This window comes from Streptomyces sp. NPDC049813, from assembly GCF_044465085.1.
Taxonomy (GTDB): domain Bacteria; phylum Actinomycetota; class Actinomycetes; order Streptomycetales; family Streptomycetaceae; genus Streptomyces.
On the sequence record NZ_JBITLI010000013.1, the window covers coordinates 137,901 to 155,084 of the forward strand.

At 73.5% G+C, this 17,184-nt stretch carries 17 protein-coding genes; 6 read left to right on the plus strand and 11 right to left on the minus strand.

Annotated features, from left to right (window positions below):
* Positions 1-83 precede the first annotated feature (83 nt).
* The 4 genes from ACIBW6_RS25325 to ACIBW6_RS25340 form a co-directional block, all read right to left on the minus strand.
* On the minus strand, positions 84-1,055 hold the full coding sequence (locus tag ACIBW6_RS25325) for a DUF2891 domain-containing protein (RefSeq protein WP_399063345.1): 972 nt from the start codon (positions 1,053-1,055) through the stop codon (positions 84-86).
* 604 nt (positions 1,056-1,659) lie between these two features.
* A complete protein-coding gene (gene pcp, locus ACIBW6_RS25330) occupies positions 1,660-2,304 on the minus strand; it encodes a pyroglutamyl-peptidase I (protein ID WP_399063347.1) in 645 nt (214 codons plus the stop codon).
* 29 nt (positions 2,305-2,333) lie between these two features.
* Complete coding sequence (locus ACIBW6_RS25335; RefSeq protein WP_399063349.1) at positions 2,334-3,299, minus strand: DUF979 domain-containing protein; 966 nt, start codon at positions 3,297-3,299, stop codon at positions 2,334-2,336.
* Complete coding sequence (locus ACIBW6_RS25340; protein ID WP_399063350.1) at positions 3,296-4,039, minus strand: DUF969 domain-containing protein; 744 nt, start codon at positions 4,037-4,039, stop codon at positions 3,296-3,298. Before ACIBW6_RS25340 ends, ACIBW6_RS25335 begins: the two co-directional genes overlap by 4 nt.
* 202 nt (positions 4,040-4,241) lie before the next feature.
* Here ACIBW6_RS25340 and ACIBW6_RS25345 point away from each other — a divergent pair, with 202 nt between their 5' ends.
* The 3 genes from ACIBW6_RS25345 to ACIBW6_RS25355 are packed head-to-tail and all read left to right on the plus strand — an operon-like array spanning position 4,242 to position 6,573.
* On the plus strand, positions 4,242-4,994 hold the full coding sequence (locus ACIBW6_RS25345; RefSeq protein WP_399063536.1) for a LamB/YcsF family protein: 753 nt from the start codon (positions 4,242-4,244) through the stop codon (positions 4,992-4,994).
* Complete coding sequence (locus tag ACIBW6_RS25350; protein ID WP_399063351.1) at positions 4,991-5,713, plus strand: allophanate hydrolase subunit 1; 723 nt, start codon at positions 4,991-4,993, stop codon at positions 5,711-5,713. Before ACIBW6_RS25345 ends, ACIBW6_RS25350 begins: the two co-directional genes overlap by 4 nt.
* Complete coding sequence (locus ACIBW6_RS25355) at positions 5,710-6,573, plus strand: biotin-dependent carboxyltransferase family protein (RefSeq protein ID WP_399063353.1); 864 nt, start codon at positions 5,710-5,712, stop codon at positions 6,571-6,573. Before ACIBW6_RS25350 ends, ACIBW6_RS25355 begins: the two co-directional genes overlap by 4 nt.
* A gap of 13 nt (positions 6,574-6,586) precedes the next feature.
* On the opposite strand, the gene ACIBW6_RS25360 is transcribed toward ACIBW6_RS25355, so the two are convergent.
* The 4 genes from ACIBW6_RS25360 to ureA are packed head-to-tail and all read right to left on the minus strand — an operon-like array spanning position 6,587 to position 10,661.
* A complete protein-coding gene (locus tag ACIBW6_RS25360) occupies positions 6,587-7,150 on the minus strand; it encodes a TetR/AcrR family transcriptional regulator (protein WP_399063538.1) in 564 nt (187 codons plus the stop codon).
* A 55-nt stretch (positions 7,151-7,205) separates the two neighbouring features.
* A complete protein-coding gene (locus ACIBW6_RS25365) occupies positions 7,206-8,237 on the minus strand; it encodes an agmatine/peptidylarginine deiminase (protein WP_399063355.1) in 1,032 nt (343 codons plus the stop codon).
* Between the two features lie 10 nt (positions 8,238-8,247).
* Positions 8,248-9,969 (minus strand): urease subunit alpha, encoded by a 1,722-nt coding sequence (locus tag ACIBW6_RS25370; protein WP_399063357.1) that lies wholly within the window; start codon positions 9,967-9,969, stop codon positions 8,248-8,250.
* Positions 9,966-10,661, minus strand: coding sequence for an urease subunit gamma (gene ureA, locus ACIBW6_RS25375; protein WP_399063359.1), 696 nt, complete (start codon positions 10,659-10,661; stop codon positions 9,966-9,968). Before ureA ends, ACIBW6_RS25370 begins: the two co-directional genes overlap by 4 nt.
* 143 nt (positions 10,662-10,804) lie before the next feature.
* On the opposite strand from ureA, the gene ACIBW6_RS25380 reads away from it, so the two are divergent.
* Both ACIBW6_RS25380 and ACIBW6_RS25385 read left to right on the plus strand, forming a co-directional pair.
* A complete protein-coding gene (locus ACIBW6_RS25380) occupies positions 10,805-11,500 on the plus strand; it encodes a TetR/AcrR family transcriptional regulator (RefSeq protein WP_399063361.1) in 696 nt (231 codons plus the stop codon).
* A gap of 106 nt (positions 11,501-11,606) precedes the next feature.
* Positions 11,607-12,791: an FAD-dependent oxidoreductase gene (locus ACIBW6_RS25385; protein WP_399063363.1), complete on the plus strand. Its 1,185-nt coding sequence runs from the start codon at positions 11,607-11,609 to the stop codon at positions 12,789-12,791.
* Positions 12,792-12,832: 41 nt separating this feature from the next.
* Here the strand turns inward: ACIBW6_RS25385 and ACIBW6_RS25390 are convergent, their stop codons facing one another.
* On the minus strand, positions 12,833-13,921 hold the full coding sequence (locus tag ACIBW6_RS25390) for a branched-chain amino acid aminotransferase (RefSeq protein WP_399063365.1): 1,089 nt from the start codon (positions 13,919-13,921) through the stop codon (positions 12,833-12,835).
* 265 nt (positions 13,922-14,186) lie between these two features.
* Positions 14,187-15,227: a 3-isopropylmalate dehydrogenase gene (locus ACIBW6_RS25395; RefSeq protein ID WP_399063367.1), complete on the minus strand. Its 1,041-nt coding sequence runs from the start codon at positions 15,225-15,227 to the stop codon at positions 14,187-14,189.
* A gap of 129 nt (positions 15,228-15,356) precedes the next feature.
* On the opposite strand from ACIBW6_RS25395, the gene ACIBW6_RS25400 reads away from it, so the two are divergent.
* Complete coding sequence (locus ACIBW6_RS25400) at positions 15,357-16,979, plus strand: purple acid phosphatase family protein (protein ID WP_399063369.1); 1,623 nt, start codon at positions 15,357-15,359, stop codon at positions 16,977-16,979.
* A 4-nt stretch (positions 16,980-16,983) separates the two neighbouring features.
* On the opposite strand, the gene ACIBW6_RS25405 is transcribed toward ACIBW6_RS25400, so the two are convergent.
* Positions 16,984-17,127 carry a hypothetical protein gene (locus ACIBW6_RS25405; protein WP_399063371.1) on the minus strand — a complete coding sequence of 48 codons (144 nt, stop codon included), beginning with the start codon at positions 17,125-17,127 and terminating at the stop codon, positions 16,984-16,986.
* Between the last annotated feature and the right edge of the window lie 57 nt (positions 17,128-17,184).

The following is a 17,184-nucleotide window of genomic DNA, read 5'->3' on the forward strand; positions in this document are numbered from 1 at the left end:
GCCGGGCCGTGTGACAAGGGTGTACGGGGCAACGATCGCGCGTACTTGTGTTCATTGCGGTCACGGTCCCGGGCGCGGGGCGCTCACGCGGTGCGGGCGAGCTCCGCGAACGTGGCCAGCCAGTGGTCCGTGGTGAAGTCGCCGCTGTCCACGGCCGGGAGGCCCGCCGCGAGGTGCTCCCCGGCCGCCGCGGTGAGCCGGGTCCGTACCGGGCCCTCGGGCAGCGCGCCCGCGATCGTGCGCAGGGCGGCGGCGCGGGACAGGGCGAGGCCGAGGAGGTGACCGATGTGCGGGTCGGCGGGATCGGAGACGACCGGCACGTCGAGCAGGGCGCAGGGGGCGCCCGTGCGCAGCGCCGGCAGGAACCGGTCGAGCCAGCGCGCGAACGCCTCCGCGTCCAGCACCCGGCGCATCGCGTCCGCCTCGCTGAGCGCGGGCGACAGGAAGTCCTGGCCGGACGGTTCCCAGTGGGCGGGTGCGTCATGGTCGTCGGTGAACCAGGTGCGCAGGCGGGTGCGGACGCTCTCCAGCGTGGCCGCGGGCAGGCCGGCCGCCGGGCCGGTGTCCAGGATCAGGCCGAGGGCGAAGGCGCTGTTGGTGTGGATGCCGTGGCGCACGGGATACGTGGCCTTCGGCAGCCAGCCCGCGAGGAGCCGCTCCACGGCGTCCATGGCGGGCCGGAACGCCGGGCCCCAGCGGGTGTCCCTGGTCTCGGCCGCGAGCGCGGTGAGCCAGGCCCAGCCGTACGGGCGCTCGAAGCCGGGCCTGTCCAGGAGGTAGGCGGCCTCCGTGGCGAGGTTCTGCGGGGTCAGGTGGCGGTCCAGTACGTCTGTGTACGGGGTCGCCTCGGCGGCGGGCAGGGACGGGAGGGTGCGCACGAGTAGCCAGTGCATGTGTACGGAGGAGTGCCAGTCGTAGGCGCCGTAGAAGGTGGGGTGCAGTGTTCGGGGGCGGGTGTTCTCGGTGGCTGCGGTCACCAGGTGGGCGGGGAAGTTGGGGTACTCCCTGGTGACGTTGGCTGCTGCCAGCTGGGCGGTTTCCTCCGGGGTGAGCATGGGGGCCTTTCGTGGGGGGCTGGGGGGCTGGGTTGAGGCCGGGGGGCCGGGTCTGTGGGGGTGCCTGCCCTGAGGCGCGGCCGGGCCCGCCTGTCGCGCAGTTCCCCGCGCCCCTGGGTAGTCGCTTGCCTGCGGCTCCGGTGGGGGCTGGTCGCGCAGTTCCCCGCGCCCCCAAGATGCGCACTTCGTGCGCCCCGGTTTGTCTGCGGCGCCGTCGTGGCTGGTCGCGCAGTTCCCCGCGCCCCTGAGATGCGCACTTCGTGCGCCATCTCATCGGGCCCCGGAGGCAGCGGCGAAGCCGCAAGCCTCCAGGGGCGCGGGGAACTGCGCGAGAAGCCCCACCGGACCCGCGGACGAAGTCTTTTAGGGGCGCGGGGAACTGCGCGACCAACCCCCACCGGGCCGCACCCGAAGAACTACCCAGGGGCGCGGGGAACTGCGCGACCAGCCCCCACCGGGCCGCACCCGAAGAACTACCCAGGGGCGCGGGGAACTGCGCGACCAGCCCCCACCGGGCCGCACCCGAAGAGCTACCCAGGGGCGCGGGGAACTGCGCGACCAACCCCCGCCGGAGCCGCGGACGGAGTGTCTTGGGGACTCGGGGTCAGTGGGTGGTGCCCTCTGTGGCGTGGAGGTCTGTCGTCGTGGAGGCCGCGGCGGCGAGCAGCGCGCGGAGGCCCTCCGCGACGACCTCCGCCGGCAGGGACGCCGCGGACCCGTCCGTGACCTGGGCCGGAGCCCACGGCACATGGACGAACCCGCCCCGGACCCCGGGCAACTCGGTGGCCAGCAGATGAGCCAACCCGTACGCGACGTGGTTGCAGACGAACGTCCCGGCGGTGTTGGAGAGCGCCACAGGCACCCCCACCGCCCGCACCGCGGCCACGCACGCCTTCACCGGCAGCGTGGAGAAGTACGCGGCGGGCCCCCCGGCCACGACGGGCTCGTCGATGGGCTGAGCCCCGGCGTTGTCCGGGATGCGCGCGTCGTCGACGTTGATCGCGACGCGTTCGACGGTGACGCCGGGCCGGCCCCCCGCCTGCCCGAGGCAGAGCACCAGCTCGGGCCGGACCCGCTCGACCGCGGCGCGCAGCGCCACCAGCGACTCCCCGAAGACGCAGGGCAGCCGCACCGCGGTGACGGCGAGCCCGTCCGGCGGCGCGGCGGCGACGAGCTCCGCCGCCTGCCAGGACGGGTTGACGGCCTCCCCGCCGAACGGTTCGAAGCCGGTGACCAGGACGCGGGTCATTGGCTGCTCCTTCCAGGCCGCTGGGGCCGTCAGACCGCGAAGACGGCCATGATCACGATGTTGCAGACGAGCAGCGCGAGCGCCGTCGGCAGCTGCGCCTTGATGGGCCCGTACTGGTCCTTCAGTTCGAGCAGGGACGCGGGGACGATGTTGAAGTTGGCCGCCATCGGCGTGCAGAGCGTGCCGGCGAACCCGGCAAGCATGCCGACCGCGAGCACCCCGGCCTCGTTGCCGTGCATCTGCTGGATGAGGACCGGCCAGCCGATCGCCGCGGTCATGACGGGGAACGCCGCGAACGCGTTGCCCATGATCACCGTGAAGAGGAACATGCCGACGCAGTACGCGACCACCGCGAAGTACTTGGAGTTGTCGGGCAGCACGTCGTTGACGATCTTGCCGACCTGGGTGCCGACGCCCGCGACCGCGAAGATCGAGCCGAGCACGGAGAGCAGTTGGGGCAGGAGCAGCGCCGAGCCCATCGCCTCCAGCATGGAGCGCCCGGAGTGGAGGGGCACCGACACCTTGCGCTCGCCGGTCACCAGCATGCCGACGACGAGCGCCACGATGCAGCCGAGGCCGAGCCCGATCAGCGTGGCCTTGCCGGTCTCGAAGAGGCCCGACTCGTCGAGGAAGGACGCGCAGACGATGGCGACCAGCGGGATGGTGAGCGCGGGGATGAAGAGCTTGTTGCCGAGCCGGGCCGCCGAGGCCTCGCGCTGCTCCCCCGTGGTGGTGACCGGGACGCCCTTGCCGATGAAGTTGAATCCGGCGAGCACGATCAGCGCGAGGACGGCGACGCCGAGCGGTTCGGCGGGCAGGGTCCAGCTCGCACCGCCCTCGACGACCCCGGTGCCGTAGGGGAAGGTCAGTCCGAGCAGTCCCCAGAAGGCGGCGGAGGTCCAGCGCTTGGGATTGGTGCGGTCTGTCGCCATCTGGAGGGCCATGACGACGAAGACGAGACCGATGAGCCAGTAGAGCCATTCGACCTTGATCACTTGGCGGACTCCTCACGGGACTGTCCCGGCGCCTGCGCGGGCAGCGGCAGGTCGTTCTCGGCGGCGGCCAGCGCCATCTCGCGCTCCAGCTTCTTGTCGAGGAGCAGCAGCCGGGCGCCGTGGATCACGAAGGCGCAGACGGCCAGCGGCACGGCCCACAGCGCGAGTTGGGTCGGTTCCAGCTCCTGGTGGTAGGTGGAGTTCACGAAGCCGGTGATCAGCAGGATCGAGCCGATCGCGATGAAGCAGTCCTCGCCGAAGAAGAGGCCGACGGTGTCGGCGGAGGCGGAGTAGGAGCGGACCTTCTCGCGCAGCTTCTCGGGGAGCTTGGCGCCCGCGGTGCGTTCGGCCGCGGCCTCCGCCATCGGGGCGACGAGCGGGCGCACGGTCTGCGCGGGGCCGCCGAGGTTGTTGAGCCCGAAGGCGGCCGTGACCTGGCGGACGAGCAGGTAGACGGTGAGGAAGCGGCCGGCGCTGAGCCTGCCGAGCTTGCCGATGAGGGTGCGGGCCTGTTCGCGCAGGCCGTACCGCTCCAGCAGGCCGATCACCGGGAGCACGATGGCGAAGACGGTGACGGACCGGCTGTCGGCGAACGCGTGGCCGAACGCGGCGAGGATCTCCTGCGGGTTCATCTTGCCGAGCAGTCCGGTGGCGATACCGGCGACACCGACCACGAGGACGGGATTGCGGCGCGTGACGAATCCGAGGATCACCACGAGCACGCCGAGAAGCACGATCATGCGGCCGCCTTCTTCGGGACGAGGGCACGGGGAGGACACGGAATCGGGAGGGGGTCCGTCTCCGTGGGGGATGCACGGACACTAGGGGATCGTTGAACGATCGAACAAGGGGTTGTGGCATATCACCCACCCGATCGACCCCTTGTCGGATTGTTGAACGATCCCTTACGTTGAGCGGGTGACCCGAGACGACATTCCGCGCGTGATCGACCTCAACGCCGACCTCGGCGAGGGCTTCGGCCGGTGGACCCTCACCGACGACGAGGCCCTGCTCTCCGTGGTGACCAGCGCCAACGTCGCCTGCGGCTTCCACGCCGGCGACCCCGCCGTGATGCGCCGGGTCTGCGACCTGGCCGCCGAGCGCGGGGTACGGATCGGCGCGCAGGTCTCCTACCGGGACCTCGCCGGGTTCGGCCGCCGCGCCATGGACGTGCCCCCGGACGAGCTGGCGGCCGAAGTGGCGTACCAGATCGGGGCGTTGCGGGTCTTCGCCCAGGCGGCCGGGGCCGAGGTGACGTACGTGAAACCGCACGGGGCGCTCTACAACCGGACGGTCCACGACACCGCGCAGGCGCGGGCCGTGGTGGCCGGGGTCCGGCTCGCGGGCGGCGGTCTGCCGGTGCTCGGGCTGCCCGGTTCCGAGCTGCTCGCCGCCGCGGCGGAGGCCGGGCTGGCTCCCGTGCGCGAGGCCTTCGCGGACCGCGCGTACACCGCGCGGGGCACGCTGGTCCCCCGGCGCGAGCCGGGCGCCGTCGTAGAGGACGCGGACACGGTGGTGCGCCGGGCCGTCGGCTTCGCCGTGGAGGGCGGAGTGGACGCGGCCGACGGCACGCGCGTCGCGGTCGCGGCCCGCTCGCTGTGCGTGCACGGCGACACCCCGGGCGCGGCCCGGATCGCCGCGCGGGTGCGGGCGGCGCTGGCCGAGGCCGGGGTCACGGTGGAGGCGTTCGCGTGAGCACGGGCCTCGTGGTCCGCCCGGCCGGGCGGCACGCGCTCCTGGTCGAGCTGGCGGACGCCGGACGCGCCGGTGCCTTCCACGCGGAGCTGCTGCGGCGCCGGGCGGACGGGACGCTGCCGCCGGTCGCCGAGATCGTGCCCGGCGCGTGCACGGTGCTGCTGGACGGCGTCGCCGACCCCGCCGCGCTGACCCGGGCGCTGACCGGGTGGACCGTCCCCGCGGCCGCCCCCGCGGACGGCGATGTGGTGACGATCCCCGTCGCCTACGACGGCCCGGACCTGCTCGATGTCGCCGCGCTGTGGGGAGTCGACGAGGACGAGGTGGCCGCGCGCCACGCCTCGTACACCTACCGCGTCGCGTTCTGCGGCTTCGCCCCCGGCTTCGGCTATCTGACCGGCCTCCCCGAGGACCTGCACGTCCCGCGCCGCGCCACGCCGCGCACCCGGGTCCCGGCGGGGGCCCTGGCCCTGGCGGGCCCGTACTCGGCCGTGTACCCGCGGGCGACGCCGGGCGGCTGGCAGATCATCGGCACGATGGCGGAGCCGTCCCGTTTGTGGAACACCGACCGGGAACAGGCGGCCCTCCTGACCCCGGGATGCCGGGTGCGATTCGCCCCGTCAGGGGCGCGGGGAACGGCGCGACCAGCCACGGACGACATGGGGACGGCAGCCGAGCGGACATGCCACGGCGAGCAGCCGGAACCGGACGAGCGATGACGACGAAACTGACGGTCACCCGCCCCGGCGCCCTCACCACGATCCAGGACACCGGCCGGACCGGCCACGCCCACCTGGGCGTGCCCCGTTCCGGCGCGCTGGACGCCCCTTCGATGGACCTGGCCAACAGACTGGCCGGCAACCCGGAGGGCACCGCCGTCCTGGAGACGACCCTGACGGGGTGCGCCCTGCGCCCCGACGCGGACGTCACCCTGGTGGTCGGCGGCGCCCCCTGCCGGGTCACGCTCGACGGACGCCCCGCCCCCTGGGGCGCCCCGGTCCGCGTCCCGGCCGGGGCCGTCCTGGACGCGGGCCCGGCCACCGCGGGCGTCCGCTCCTACGTCGCCGTCGCCGGCGGGATCGCCGTCCCGCCCGTCCTGGGCAGCCGCTCCACCGACCTCCTGTCCGGGCTCGGCCCGGGCCCGCTCGCGCAGGGCGACGTGGTCCCCGTGGGCCGGCCGGAGCCCGCCGCTGCCCCGGCGCTGCCCGCCGCGCCCCCCTGGCCCGCGCCGCCGACGGCGCTCGTGCTCCCCGCCCGCCCCGGCCCGCGCGCGGACTGGTTCACCGCCGGGGCGCTGCGCACCTTCCTGACCGCCACGTACACGGTGTCGGCGCAGAGCAACCGCATCGGGCTGCGGACCGGGGGGCCCGCCCTGGAGCGCGGCCGGGCGGGCGAACTGCCCAGTGAGGGCATGGTGCTGGGCGCCGTACAGGTGCCGCCGGACGGGCGCCCGGTGGTCTTCCTCCACGACCATCCGACGACCGGCGGCTACCCGGTGATCGCCGTGGTGGCGCCGGAGGCCCTGGCCGCGGCGGCCCAGGCCGTGCCCGGCACCCCGGTGCGCTTCGTCCGTCACTGAACGGCGCCGCGGATCAGGAGCGCGGGCCCCCCTGCGCCATGAGCCCGTCGTCCAGGAACTCGCGTACGTGGGCCAGGGCCGCGTCCCGGCCCGCCCCGCGCAGCCCGATCGCCACATGGATGGCGAAGCCGTCGAGCAGCGCCCGCAGCCGGGCCGCGAACCGGTCCGGGTCGACCGGCCGGAACTCGCCGCGTGAACTGCCCTCGGCGAGCAGCGCCACCAGGTCCCGGTGCCAGGCCCGCTCGATGGCGGACTGCCGGGCGCGGGCGGAGGTGTCGGCCGCCGCGTTCTGCGAGCGGTTCCACACCTCCAGCCAGAGCGTCCAGTGCGGGTCGCGGTGCCCGTCGGGCACGTACAGGGCGACGTAGGCGTCGAGCCGCTCGCGGGCGCTGCCCTCCCGCGCGAGCAGCGCCCGCCGCTCCTCGCCGAGCCGCCCCTCGCTCCACTCCAGCGTGCGCAGCAGCAGCTCGTCCTTGGACCCGAAGTGGTAGGCGACGTGCCCGCTGCTCATGCCGACCTCGCGGCCGAGCGCGGCCAGGGTGAGCCGCTCCAGACCGCTCTCGGCGATCATCGCCATGGTCGTGGCGAGCACGGTGTCCTGGGGCGGGGCGGGGGTGCGGCGACGGGTCACGTCAGAACCCTGCCACGGGTTGCTGCTGGGTGATGCAGTGGATGCCGCCGCCGCCCGCGAAGACGGTCCGCGCGTCGACGAGGGAGACCGTGCGGGTGGGGAACAGGCGGCGGAAGAGCGCCGCGGCCTCCTCGTCGCGCGGGTCGTCGAAGCCGCACAGGACGACGCCGTCGTTGCAGAGGTAGTGGTTGATGTAGGAGTAGTCGAGCCAGCCGTCGTCGTCCGCGAGCACGGTCGGGGCGGGCACCTCGACGATCTCCAGGGGGCGGCCCGCCGCGTCGGTCCGCCCGGTGAGGGTGCCGATGATCTCGCGGCTCACCTCGAAGTCGGGGTGGGCCGGGTCGCGCTGGGAGTGGACGAGCACCACGCCGGGCGCGGCGAACGCGGCGACGATGTCGACGTGGCCGCGGGTGCCGAACTCGCCGTAGTCGCCGGTCAGTCCGCGGGGCAGCCAGATCGCCTCGGTGGTGCCGATCCGGGCGTGGACCTCGGCCTCGACGCGCTCCTTGGTCCAGCCCGGGTTGCGGTCCGGGTCGAGCTGCACCGTCTCGGTCAGCAGGACGGTGCCCTCGCCGTCGACATGGAGGCCGCCGCCCTCGTTGACCAGGGGCGAGGAGTGCGCGGGCACCCCGGTGAGGGCGGCGACGCGCCGGGCGATCGCGGAGTCGTGCTCCCAGCGGGCCCAGTCCTGGGCGCCCCAGCCGTTGAACGTCCAGTCCACGGCGGCGAGGCCGCCGTCCGCGCGGTCCTTGACGAAGGTCGGGCCGATGTCCCGCATCCAGGCGTCGTCGAGGTCCAGCTCCACCAGCTCGATGCCGTCGGCGGCCAGTTCGCGGGCCGAGTCGAGCTGCCCGGTACCGACGACCATGGTCAGCGGCTCGTACCGGCGCACGGCACGGGCGACGGCGCCCCAGGCGGTACGCGCCTCGGCCAGCTCCCGCTCGTCGGTGAAGGTGGGGTTGGGGCCCGGCCAGGCCATCCAGGTCCGCTCGTGCGGGGCCCATTCGGGCGGCATGAAGTACTGCGTCGTCATCGCGGGGTCCTCAGAGGAAGTAGAGACGGTTCAGGGAGACGGACTCGGCGGGCTCCGAGCGCAGCGGTTCGCCGTCGAGCGTGACCAGGCCGGTGCGCTGGTCCACGTCGACCGCGCCGGTGCGGGAGTTGAGGCGCAGGTCGGCGGGGCCGATGCCGCGGGTGCCGCGCACGGCGACGCGGCGGCGGCGCGTGGGCATCCCGTCGTGGCCCTGGTCGACGGCGGCCTGGGCGACGAAGGCGACGGACAGCTCCGCGGGCGTCGCGCCGTGCGCGCCGAACTGCGGTCCGAGGACCAGCGGTTCGCAGGTGTCGGTGGCCGCGTTCGGGTCGCCGACGACGCCGTACGCGGGGAAGCCGGACTTCAGGACGAGCTGCGGCTTGGCGCCGAAGAACTCGGGGCGCCACAGCACGATGTCGGCCATCTTGCCGGGCTCAATGGAGCCGATCTCGTGCGCGAGGCCGTGGGCGATGGCCGGATTGATGGTCAGCTTGGCCATGTAGCGCAGGACGCGCTCGTTGTCGTGGCCGGCGGCCGGCCCGGCCGCCTCGCCCAGCTCGGCCTTCATCTTCCCGGCCATCGCGAAGGTGCGGCGCACGGTCTCGCCCGCGCGGCCCATGCCCTGCGCGTCGGACGAGGTGATCCCGATGGCGCCCAGGTCGTGCAGGACGTCCTCGGCGCCCATGGTCCCGGCGCGGATGCGGTCGCGGGCCATGGCGGCGTCGCCGGGCAGGTCCGTCTTCAGGTCGTGGACGGAGACGATCATGCCGTAGTGCTCGGCGACGGCGTCCCGGCCGAAGGGCAGGGTCGGGTTGGTGGAGGAGCCGATGACGTTCGGGACGCCCGCCATCTTCAGCACGTTCGGGACGTGCCCGCCGCCGCACCCCTCGATGTGGAAGGCGTGGATGGTCCGCCCTTCGAGGACCTTCAGGGTGTCCTCGACCGAGAGGCACTCGTTCAGCCCGTCGCTGTGCAGCGCGACCTGGACGTCGTGCTCCTCGGCGACGCGCAGCGCGGTGTCCAGGGCGCGGGTGTGGGCGCCCATGTCCTCGTGCACCTTGAACCCGCAGGCGCCGCCCTCGGCGAGCGCCTCCACCAGCGGAGCCCCGTGCGAGGACGAACCGCGGCCCAGGAAGCCGATGTTGACCGGCCAGGCGTCGAAGGCGGAGAAGGCGTGCTTCAGGGCCCAGGGCGAGTTGACGCCGACGCCCCAGACCGGGCCGAACTCCTGCCCGATGACCGTGGTGACGCCGGAGGCGAGCGAGGCCTCCATGATGCGCGGGGAGAGCAGGTGGACGTGGGTGTCGACGGCTCCGGCGGTGGCGATGAGCCCTTCGCCGGAGACGATCGAGGTGCCGGTGCCGACGACCACGTCGACGCCGTCCAGCGTGTCCGGGTTCCCGGCGCGGCCGATGGCGTGGATGCGGCCCTCGCGGATGCCGATGGAGACCTTGCGGATGCCGAGCACGGCGTCGATGACCACGACGTTGCTGATGACGACGTCGCAGGTGTCGCGGACGGCGGCGGCCTTCAGGTGCAGCCCGTCGCGCGCGGTCTTCCCGAACCCGGCGAGGAACTCGTCCCCGTACGCCTGCGAGTCGGACTCCACCTCGATGGTGAGCCCGGAGTCGCCGAGGCGCAGCCGGTCGCCGGCGCGGGGGCCGTGCGTGCTCGCGTACTCGTACGGGGTGAGGCGGCGGGCCTCTGCGGGGTGGCCTCCGGGGCGGCTCATCGGTCTGCCTCCTTGGTGTCGACGCCCAGATATCCGCAGGCGGCCGCGGAGCGCAGCGCCTCCTCGCGGGCGCCGGGGGCGTCCAGCGGCCCGTCCACGAGCCCGGCGAAACCGATGGCGACCCGGGCGCCTCCGATGGGGACGAGCCCGACCCGGTGGCTCTCGCCCGGGCCGAACCGGACGGACGAGCCGGCCGGGACCGCGAGCCGCATCCCGTACGCCGCGGCGCGCGGGAAGTCCAGGCGCGGGTTGGCCTCGAAGAAGTGGAAGTGGGAGGTGACGGAGACGGGGACGGTCGCGGTGTTGGTGACGGTGAGCGTCACGTGCGGCTCCGGTTCGGCGTGCTCGGGGCCGGGGAGCAGGGCGCCGGGGGCCAGCTCCCCGAGGCCGCCGCCGAGCGGGTCGGTCACGACGGCGAGCCGCGACCCGTCGTCGAAGACCGCCTCGACGTGCACCTCGGTGACGACGTCGGCGACGCCCGGCAGCACGTCGTCCGGCCCGAGCACGGAGCGCGCCGCCTCGATCGCCTCGGCGAGCCGTCGTCCGTCCCGGGCCGCCTCGCAGACGGTGTCCGCGATCAGGGCCGTCGCCTCGGGCACGTTCAGCCGCAGCCCGCGCGCCCGGCGGGCCCGGGCCAGCTCGGCCGCGCCGAACAGCAGCAGGCGGTCGCGCTCGGTGGGGGTCAGTCGCACGCCCGTACACCTCCTAAAGATTTGAACATCACTCTAAACACCTCCGGCAATCATGCCAAGCGAGCGCGGTGAACAAGGCTCCACTGCCTTGGAGCAGCGCTCTAAAAGAGTGGGCGTATCCACACTGCGGCTACCGTGGCCCCGTGAACAGCGCCGACCCGACCCGCACCCCGCGCAGCCGCCGCGAGCGCCCCGCGAAGCCCGCCCTCAGCCGGGCCGGCATCGTCGCCGCCGCCGTGCACGTCCTGCGCACCGAAGGCCTCGGCAAGGTGACGATGCGCCGCCTCGCCCGCGAGCTCGACACCGGCCCCGCCTCGCTGTACGTGTACGTCCGCAACACCGACGAACTGCACGCAGCGGTGCTCGACGAACTCCTGGCCGAGGTGGACCTCTCCCCCGCGCGCGAGCCCGGGGGCGAGTGGCGGGAGCGGCTGACCCGGCTCCTGACCTCGTACCTGGAGATGCTCTTCCGCCACCCGTCGCTGGCGCGGTCCGCGCTGACCGTGCACCCGGCCGGCGCGCACTACCTGGACCTCGTAGAGGCCCTGCTCGTGCTGTTGCGCGAAGGCGGCGTATCGGACGCCCGGGCCGCCTGGGGCGTGGACCTGCTGCTCCAGTACGCGACCGCGATGGCGGCCGAGCACGCGGGCGACCACCCGGACAGCCTGGACGACACCTTCACCGCGATCGCCACCGCCTCCCCCGCCCGGCACCCCGAGCTCGCCCGGCTCGGCGACGTCCTGGTGGCCGGCGGCGGCGCCGGCCGCCTGAGCTGGGGGTTCGCCACTCTGATCGCGGGGATCGAGGCGGCGCCCGAACCGCCGGTCACCGGCGCATAGCCCCCCTTGCGCACTCTTCACACTCCCGCACACCCCCCAACGAACTTGTTCGTTACGAACATGTTCGTTACCGTGAAGGAGTCAGCACGTTCACGAGGAGGCCGCCATGAACACCGCACCGCACACCCCCGCCCCCGTTCCCCACCACCCGATCGCCGTCGTCGGCGCCGGACTCGGCGGTCTCACGCTCGCCCGGGTCCTGCACGTGCACGGCGTGCCCTGCACCCTGTTCGACCTGGACGCCTCGGCCGACGCCCGGCACCAGGGCGGCATGCTCGACCTGCACGAGGAGACGGCCCAGGCCGCCCTGCGCGCGGCCGGCCTGTACGAGGAGTTCCGCGCGCTCGTCCTGCCCGGCGGCGAGGAGAGCCGGATGATCGACCCGGACGGCACGCTGCGCCGGCGCGACGCGGACGACGGCGACGGCGGCCGCCCCGAGGTCAACCGCGCCGATCTGCGCCGCCTCCTGCTGGACTCGCTGCCCGCGGGGACGATCCGCTGGGGCGCGAAGGTCACGGCCACCGAGCCGGCGGAGCCGGCCGGCCGCCACCTGGTCACCCTGGCCGACGGCAGCCGGTTCACCACCGACCTGCTGATCGGCGCGGACGGCGCCTGGTCCCGGGTGCGCCCGCTGCTGACCGACGCCCGGCCCGCGTACACCGGGATCTCGTTCGTGGAGACCGACATCCTGCCGGGCGCACGGCGGTTCGAGGAGCTGGCCGCGTTCATCGGCGGCGGCAGCTCCTTCACTCTCGGCGACGGCAAGGGCCTGCTCACGCACCGCGAGGGCGACGGCCGCATCCACACCTATGTCGCGGTGCGGGCCCCCGAGGAGTGGCTCAGCACGCTCGACTTCACCGACCCGGACGCCGCGCGCGCCGAGGTGCTCGCCCTGTTCGACGGCTGGGACGAGCGGCTGCGCGCGCTGATCGCGGACGCCGCGGGGCCCCTGACACCCCGGCTGATCCACGCGCTGCCCATCGGCACGCGGTGGGAGCGGGTGCCCGGCGTCACCCTGCTCGGCGACGCGGCACACCTGATGTCGCCGTTCGCGGGCGAGGGCGCCAACCTCGCGATGTTCGACGGCGCCGAGCTGGCCCGCGCGATCGTGGAGCACCCCGGCGACCCGGAGGCGGCGCTCACCGCGTACGAGAAGGAGCTGTTCCCGCGCAGCGAGGCGACGGCGACCGACTCGGCGGGCAACCTCACGCTGATGTTCGGCCCGGACGCGCAGCAGAAGCTGTTCGACATGTTCGCGGGGTTCGACGCCGCTGCCGCCGCACAGAGCTGAGCGCCTGCCTCCGCGGAGACAGGCGCCCGGGCGGGGGCGGGTCAGCCCAGCTTGTGCATCCAGCCGTGCCGGTCCTGCGCGGTGCCGCGCTGGATGTCCAGGAGCGCGTTGCGCAGCTTCATGGTGACCTCGCCGGCCTCGCCGCCGGACTGCTGCCACTCGGCGCCGGCCCGCTTGACCGTGCCGACCGGCGTGATGACGGCGGCGGTGCCGCAGGCGAAGACCTCGGTCAGCTCGCCCGACGCGGAGTCGGCCTGCCACTGCTCGATCGAGACGCGGCCCTCCTCCGACTTGTAGCCGAGGTCCTCGGCGACGGACAGGAGCGAGTCCCGGGTGACGCCGGCGAGGAGCGAGCCGGTGAGACCCGGCGTGATGATGCGGTCGCCGTACACGAAGTACAGGTTCATGCCGCCCAGCTCCTCGACCCACTTGTGCTCGACGGCGTCGAGGTAGGCGACCTGGTCGCAGCCCTTGGCGGCGGCCTCGGCCTGCGCGAGCAGTGAGGCCGCGTAGTTGCCGCCGGTCTTGGCGTCGCCGACGCCGCCGGGCACGGCGCGCACGCGGTCCTCGGAGAGCCAGATGGAGACGGGCTTCACGCCACCGGGGAAGTAGGCGCCGGCGGGCGAGGCGATGACGATGAAGAGGTACTCGTTCGCGGGCTTCACGCCGAGGCCCACCTCGGTCGCGATCATGAACGGGCGCAGGTAGAGGGACTCCTCGCCGCCGTGCGCCGGGACCCAGTCGCGGTCCTGCCGGACCAGCAGGTCGCAGGCCTCGATGAAGGTCTCCACCGGCAGCTCGGGCATGCCGAGGCGCCAGGCCGAGTGCTGGAAGCGCCGGGCGTTCATGTCCGGCCGGAACGTGGCGACGGTGCCGTCGGGCTGACGGTAGGCCTTGAGGCCCTCGAAGATCTCCTGCGCGTAGTGCAGGACGTTCGTGGCCGGGTCGAGGGAGAGCGGTCCGTAGGGCACGAGCTGCCCGTCGTGCCAGCCGCGGCCCTCGGTCCAGCGGACCGTCACCATGTGATCGGTGAAGTGGCGGCCGAATCCCGGATTGGCCAGGACCGCCTCGCGCTCCGCGGCGGACAGCGGGGTGGCGGTGGGCTTGAGCTCGATCGTGGGCGTCGTCATGGTTGCGTGTCCTTCACCGTTGGTTGTGACGGACCGCGTTCACGCCTGCACTCCTGGTACTAGGACGTCCGAGCATCTCCACGTACATCGCGGCCCCACGTCCGATTATCGCGCGTGGGACGGTGTGCTCGAAACGGGCCCGGAGGTGCGCAGGTGTGGTGCGGCCCCTGCTGATGGTGGCACCCGGGGCCGCACAGGAGAAGCCGCCGGGCGCGCGAGGCGATCCGGCGGCTGCTGCTGCTGCTGTGAGAGGTGAGCGCCGGAGTCAGCCGGCTACTCGGCCGGCGAGGGCGTCGCCGATTTCTTCGGTCGAGCGGACGGCGGTACCGCGCTCGCCGAGGTCGGCGGAGACGGCCGTCTCGATGCGGGCGGCCTCGGTCTCGTAGCCGAGGTGGCGCAGGAGCAGCGCGACGGACAGGACGGTGGCCGTGGGGTCGGCCTTGCCCTGGCCCGCGATGTCCGGGGCCGAGCCGTGCACGGGCTCGAACATCGAGGGGAACTCGCGGGCCGGGTTGATGTTCCCGGAGGCCGCGACGCCGATGCCGCCGGAGACGGCCGCGGCGAGGTCGGTGATGATGTCGCCGAAGAGGTTGTCGGTGACGATCACGTCGAAGCGGCCCGGGTCGGTGACGAGGAAGATCGTCGCCGCGTCGACGTGGATGTAGTCGGTGGTGACCTCGGGGAACTCCTGCGCCACCTTGTTGAAGACGTTCGTCCACAGGTGGCCCGCGAAGGTCAGCACGTTGTTCTTGTGGACCAGTGTGAGCTTCTTGCGGGGGCGGGCCTGGGCGCGGGCGAAGGCGTCCCGGACCACGCGCTCGACACCGAAGGCGGTGTTGACCGAGACCTCGGTGGCGACCTCGTGCTCGGTGCCCTTGCGGATCGTGCCGCCGTTGCCCGTGTACGGGCCCTCGGTGCCCTCGCGGACGACGACGAAGTCGATCGCGGGCTCACCGGCGAGCGGCGTCGCGACACCCGGGAGCAGCTTGCTCGGGCGCAGGTTCACGTGGTGGTCGAAGGCGAAGCGGAGCTTGAGCAGGAAGCCCCGCTCCAGGACGCCGGAGGGCACGCTCGGGTCGCCGATGGCGCCGAGCAGGATGGCGTCGTGCTTCTTGAGGGCGTCGAGGTCGGCGTCGGTGAGGGTCTCACCGGTCGCGTGGTACCGCTTGGCGCCGAAGTCGAACTCCTCGGTCTCCAGCTTCACATCCTGCGGAAGCACGGCGGAGAGGACCTTCAGACCCTGGGCCACGACCTCCTGGCCGATGCCGTCACCGGGGATCACTGCGAGATTGATGCTGCGAGACATGTCGGCACCGTATCCCCTTGTCCCATGGGATGACACAAGGCGTCCAGGATACGGACAGGCTGTCCTGCGGCCGTGTGCTGTTCACCCTTCTGTAGGGCGGGTGTTGGGGACGGCGGGGAGGTTCCGGGCATGAGCCCTGCCCACGACACCCCCGATGTCGGCATCCCCGCCCCACTCGCTCGCCGCCTGAGCATGCCCGAGCAGCACGCGTACCTGCGGGCGCGGTTCAGCAGACGGCGCGCGCTGACGGGAGCGGCGGCCGCCGTGGGCGGTGCCGGGTTGCTCGGCGGCGGCGCCGCGGCCTCCGCCGTCCAGGCGGCGGCGCCCGCACGCCGTCCGAAGGTGCGGGTCGACGGCGGGCTGGTGGCGCCGTTCGGGCGGCATCTGGCCTACGGCGCCGACCCCCGCACGCAGATGCGGGTCTCCTGGCAGGTGCCGCTCGCCGTGCGCCGCCCTTTCCTGCGGGTGGGGCTCAAGCCCTGGGAGCTGAGCCGCAGGATCGAGGCGGAGGTGCGCGCCCTGCACACGCCCGCGCTGACGGCGAAGCTCCCGGCGGTCGAACAGCTCTATCTGCACGTGGCACTCGACGGCCTGCGGCCCGGCACGACGTACTACTACGGCGTCGGCCACGACGGCTTCGACCCGGCGAGCGCCGAACGCCTGGGCACCCTCGGCACGTTCCGCACGGCGCCGGCCGCGCCGGAACCCTTCGTCTTCACCGCCTTCGGCGACCAGGGCGTCAGCTACGACGCGCTCGCCAACGACCAGGTGATCCTCGGTCAGAGCCCCGCGTTCCACCTGCACGCGGGCGACATCTGCTACGCCGACAGCTCGGGCGGCGGCAAGGTCGGGGACACGTACGACGCGCGGGTGTGGGACCAGTTCCTCGCGCAGACCGAGACGGTCGCGAAGTCCGTGCCGTGGATGGTGACGACCGGCAACCACGACATGGAGGCCTGGTACTCCCCGCACGGCTACGGCGGGCAGAGCGCCCGCTGGTCGCTGCCGGAGAACGGGCCGGACCCCCGGCACGCGCCGGGCGTCTACTCGTTCGTCCACGGGAATCTGGGCGTGGTCGCGCTGGACGCCAACGACGTCTCCCACGAGATCCCCGTCAACCGGGGCTGCACGGACGGCCGGCAGACCGCCTGGCTCGACCGGCGCCTCGGCGAGCTGCGGGCGCGCCAGGACATCGACTTCGTCGTCGTCTTCTTCCACCACTGCGCGTACGCGACGTCCCGGCACGCCTCGGACGGCGGGGTGCGCGACGCGTGGGTCCCGCTCTTCGAGAAGCACCAGGTGGACCTGGTGATCAACGGGCACAACCACGTGTACGAACGCACGGACGCCATCAGAGCCGTGCCGGCCAGGGCCGGGGGCGGGGTCGGCGGGGAGGTCGGCAAGCCGGTGCCGGTCGGCGCGTCGACCGATCCGACGCGCGACGGCATCGTGTATGTCACCGCGGGCGGCGCCGGCAAGGACCTCTACGGCTTCGGCCCCGGCGTACCGGACAGCTACGAAGGGCACGTGCGCGACCGCGACGCGATCGCCAGTCTGCGCTGGACGGCGTCGGACGGGCCCGGCGCCTCCGTGTCCGTCCGGGACGTCGTGGAGTGGTCCCGGGTGCGGTACACCGGCTTCTCGTTCCTCGCGGTGGAGGTGGAGGCCGGGCCCGCGGCCCGGATGACGGTCTCCGCGCTCGCCGAGAGCGGCGCGCGCATCGACCACTTCGTGGTGCGGCGGGGGCGCTGAGCGGTCAGTGCCCCGTCTCGCCGCCGTTGTCCCTGCGGTCCAGGGAGCGCTGGAGCGCGGCGGCGGCGATCTTTGCGGTCTGCCGGTCGGCTTCGGTCGACGGGGAGACGTGACGGACTCGGCGGCGGGCGGGCGTCGCAGTGGCCATGACGGATCGACTCCTTGAGATCACGGGGATTTCGAGGGCCGGAAGGGGCGGGGAGCG